This is a genomic window from Lentzea indica (genome assembly GCF_012184385.1).
Classification (GTDB): Bacteria; Actinomycetota; Actinomycetes; order Mycobacteriales; family Pseudonocardiaceae; genus Lentzea; species Lentzea indica.
Window position 1 is genome coordinate 1 of record NZ_VSRL01000445.1, and the last position, 3,742, is coordinate 3,742.

Consider the following 3,742-nt stretch of genomic DNA (forward strand, 5'->3'; position numbering starts at 1 on the left):
GGTACGTCCCGCGGCAGGCGATCGGCAGCACCATCGCGCCGGACGTCTTGGCCAGCCACGCCGCACCGTTCTGCGCGCTCGCCACGCCGCCGTCGCCGCGCGTGCCCTCGGGGAAGATCCCGATCACGCCACCGGCCTTGAGCACGGACAACGCGCTGATCAGCGCGGTGCGGTCGGCTTCTCCGCGCTTGACGGAGATTTGACCGATCTTGCCCAGGAGGTAGCCAACGACACCGTTGAACATCTCCTGCTTGATCAGGAACGTCACGCGCCGGGGCAGCACACCGAACAGGATCGGCCCATCAGCCATCGAGCTGTGGTTGGCGACGACGACCACGCCGCCGCTCAAGGGTACGCGGTCACGGCCGTGCACCCGAATCCGGAACTGCCACGCGTACGGCACGCGCGCGATCCACCTGCCGAGATCGGTCAGCCACGGCAGGCTGCCGCCGGGAAGGGTCACCCCGTCACCCTCAGCCCGCGCCGTTCCACCAGGTCGAGCAGCGCCTCCACGGTGCCGGCGAGATCGAGGTCGGTGTTGTCCACCTCGACCGCGTCGTCCGCTGCCCTGAGAGGCGACACCGCGCGGCTCGAGTCGTAGTTGTCGCGCCGCTGCACGTCCTTGAGCGCCGCGTCCACAGTGGACTCACGCCCGGCCGCGTTGTCCTGCTTGGTCCTGCGCTGCGCACGCGCGTCCGCCGACGCCGTCAGGTAGACCTTGAGCGGCGCCTCTGGCGACACGACGGTGCCGATGTCGCGCCCCTCGACGACGATGCCGCCCACGGTGTCGACGGCGTCCGCGATGATCGCGCGCTGCTGGTCGACCAGCAGCTCCCGCACGTGCCTGGCCGCGGACACCGGCGACACCGCCAGCGTCACCTCGGGACCGCGGATCTCGGCCGACACGTCGTCACCGTCGAGCGTGATGCCCGGCTTCCCCGGATCCGTGCCGACCTGCAGCACGGCGTTGTCCGCGACCTCGGCGACCTTGACCTCGTCGGTCGGGTCGACCCCTGCCCGCAGCACCGCCAGCGCGACCGCTCGGTACATCGAGCCGGTGTCGAGGTAGCGGGCGTCCAGCGCCATCGCGAGCCGCTTCGCGACGGTGGACTTGCCGGTGCCGGCCGGTCCGTCGAGTGCCACCACACCGCGCAACTGACCCTGGCCCACCACAGCTCCCTCCGAGACGCCCACGGTGCTCATTGTGCCTGGTGCGGACGCTCACACCGCAGGCGGGACGGCCCACGACGGCTCCAGCGCGACAACGTCGCCGGTGATCGCCCCGAGATCGTCCGCGGCCAGGGACGCCTCCCGCAGAGCCGGGAACGTCTCCTCCTGGTAGCGCGCGTGGTCGCCGGCCGTCCGCCACCACGTCAGGACCAGGAACTCCTGCCCGTCACGCCCGAACAACCCGCCGTTCATCCCGGGCGCCGCGACCATGCCGGGATTCCACACCTCGGCCTGCGCGGCGGCGAAGTGCTCCTCCCTGCCAGGCAGCACGTGGCAGTGGGCGAGCCGGACGACGCTCCCGTCCCCCGGCCCGGCGCCGATGGTCAGCTCGCGGTCGAACAGCCGCACGTCGATCTCGTCGTACGTGCCTTTGTGCGCCGCGGCGATGTCGTCGTGCGGTCCGGCCAGGAACGCCGAGTGGTCACCGGCCGAGCTCCACCACGCGAAGACGTACGCGATGCCGGGTTCACGTGTGCTCCAGCCTCCGCATTGGCCGAGGAAGCCCGGCTGGCCCGTCAGCGCACCCCACGCCTGCTGGCCCCGGCTGAAGGCGTCCCGGTCCGTCACGCGGCACCGCACCCGTTTGATCAGCATGTGTCAGTGGTTGAGATCGGTCCTCAGCGCCGCTGCCCCGCGCAGGTAGACGTGCTTGACCGACGACCGCGGCAGGTCCGTTTCGACGTGCGCCAGCAGGCGGATCACGCGAGGCATGGAGCCCGGCACCGCGATCTCGGTGGCCGAGAGCAGCGGCACGTCCGAGAGCCCGGCCTGGCGCGCGGCGTAGGCGGGGAACTCGGAGGTCAGGTCGGGTGTGGCGGTGAGGACGACGCTGATCAGGTCGTCCGGTGAGAGCGCGTTGCGGTCCAGGACCTCCCGCACCAGCTCGGCCGTGGCTTCCAGCAGCAGGTCGCGCGAGTCCGCGTCGATCTGCGTGGCTCCCCTGATCGCTCGTACAGCCATGCGATCGACATTAGCGTCGCACGACCGGGAAGGCTCATCTGCCGACGATGATGTTCGGGTACCGCACCGTGAGATCGAGCAGGTTCACCACGTAGGCGGCCCACCCGCCGCCGAGCAGCACGAGCCGGCGCTGCCCCAGCAGCGCGGCCGTCTCGATCAGCACGTGCACGCCGCTCGACCCGATGAACGTCAGACCGGTGAAGTCGATCACGACGTCTCCCCCGCCGTCCGCGAACGCGCAGGCCAGGGCCAGTTCGGACCGCAGCAGGTCGGCGGTGCTCAGGTCGACCTCGCCGGTGAGCGTCACCACCGCGCCGTGGCGACGTACCTCCAGCAAGTCTGGTCGGGGTTCCATCGTGTGTGCCTCAACCAGTGGCCGGCTCGATCGCCGAAACGGCTACAACCAGCACTCCGAACGCGTTCATCCCGCCACGAGGTCCTCGTCCTGGGCGAAGGTCAGGGCGCGGACCTCGTGGCGGTGCACGAAAGCCTTGTCACCGCAGCGGTGGCCGACCGCTCGCAACGAGGGTGCCGCGTCATGGCGCATCTCCCGAGTCTCACCGCGTCACCGACCGGTCAACAGGGCCGAACGATCCCGCCTGACAGGGCCCTACGGTGTCAAGTCGGCCAGCAGGAGACCGCTGCGCGGCTTGGGCGTGAAGTACGTGCTCTTGCGCGGCATTTTGGTGCCGGCCAGCACTTCCCGCAGTGGCACCGGCGCGATGAGCAAGACCGCCTCGGCCTCCACGGACGGATCCACTACCGGCCGCACGCACGGACTCTCCGGGTTCAGCCCGAGCGCCTCGTCCAGCAGCAACGACTCCACGACTGCATGGTCGATCCCTTGTCCCGCAGGGAGTTCGACTCTCAGCACCTCGTCGGTGCAGCGCACCACGACCACGCCCGGTTCCGGATCGACGACATAGGGCAACGACGACACCGCCAGCCCGACCCGTTCCCACGCCGTCACCAGATCGGACGCGCCCAACCCGGTGCCCACGATCGCGCGGTGGATCGGCCCGACCCGCAGACCAGGCCCGGACGTGATGAGCGCCAGCAGTCCGGACAGTCCCGCTTCCCTGGCCGCGGCGACACGGTGATTGCCGTCCGCCACGAGCAACGGATGCGCGCCCGCCGCCTCGACGAACGCGTCCTGCCTCGCGCCAGGCCCAACGAGCCACACCCAGTGCCGCCGCCCGCCCGAGTCCACAAGGGACACAGCGGGCTCCTCCGTCATCCCCAGCACCAACGTCGTCAGCCCGTCGTGCGGAGTGATCGGGATGAGCATCGCCGCGCTCGTCGCGATGCCCAGCGAGGCCAGCACCTGACCGCGTTCGGCGACCACGTCCGGGTAGACGTCCTCGGTGTGCGCGATCGCGTCCGGGTCGACCATGCACAGCAGCCCGCACGCCGTCCCGTCCGGTCCGTCCACCCGGTACGGCGCGACGACGTCGGTCACCTCGCGGTACGCCCGCCTGATCAGCACGGCGAGCTCGGCACGGGCGTGCGGCAGCGCGTCGAGCAGCCCGGTCCCCTCCGCGAGCGCGGCAGG

At 70.7% G+C, this 3,742-nt stretch carries 7 protein-coding genes; all 7 read right to left on the reverse strand.

The annotated features are described in order from the left end of the window. The coding region (locus FXN61_RS48030) for a lysophospholipid acyltransferase family protein (RefSeq protein ID WP_167980427.1) at positions 1-463 on the reverse strand (463 nt) is incomplete at its 3' end. Next, positions 460-1,146, reverse strand: a complete 687-nt coding sequence (cmk, locus tag FXN61_RS48035; RefSeq protein ID WP_167980431.1) for a (d)CMP kinase — start codon at positions 1,144-1,146, stop codon at positions 460-462. The genes cmk and FXN61_RS48030, both read right to left, overlap by 4 nt. 75 nt (positions 1,147-1,221) lie before the next feature. Further along, complete coding sequence (locus FXN61_RS48040) at positions 1,222-1,824, reverse strand: DUF4937 domain-containing protein (protein WP_167980428.1); 603 nt, start codon at positions 1,822-1,824, stop codon at positions 1,222-1,224. A gap of 3 nt (positions 1,825-1,827) precedes the next feature. Then, positions 1,828-2,190: a chorismate mutase gene (gene aroH, locus FXN61_RS48045; RefSeq protein WP_109638912.1), complete on the reverse strand. Its 363-nt coding sequence runs from the start codon at positions 2,188-2,190 to the stop codon at positions 1,828-1,830. A 34-nt stretch (positions 2,191-2,224) separates the two neighbouring features. Then, positions 2,225-2,545, reverse strand: a complete 321-nt coding sequence (locus tag FXN61_RS48050; RefSeq protein WP_167980429.1) for an STAS domain-containing protein — start codon at positions 2,543-2,545, stop codon at positions 2,225-2,227. Between the two features lie 66 nt (positions 2,546-2,611). Beyond that, positions 2,612-2,737 (reverse strand): hypothetical protein, encoded by a 126-nt coding sequence (locus FXN61_RS54985; protein ID WP_281360889.1) that lies wholly within the window; start codon positions 2,735-2,737, stop codon positions 2,612-2,614. Between the two features lie 63 nt (positions 2,738-2,800). Further along, the coding region (locus FXN61_RS48055) for a DUF1015 family protein (protein WP_167980430.1) at positions 2,801-3,742 on the reverse strand (942 nt) is incomplete at its 5' end.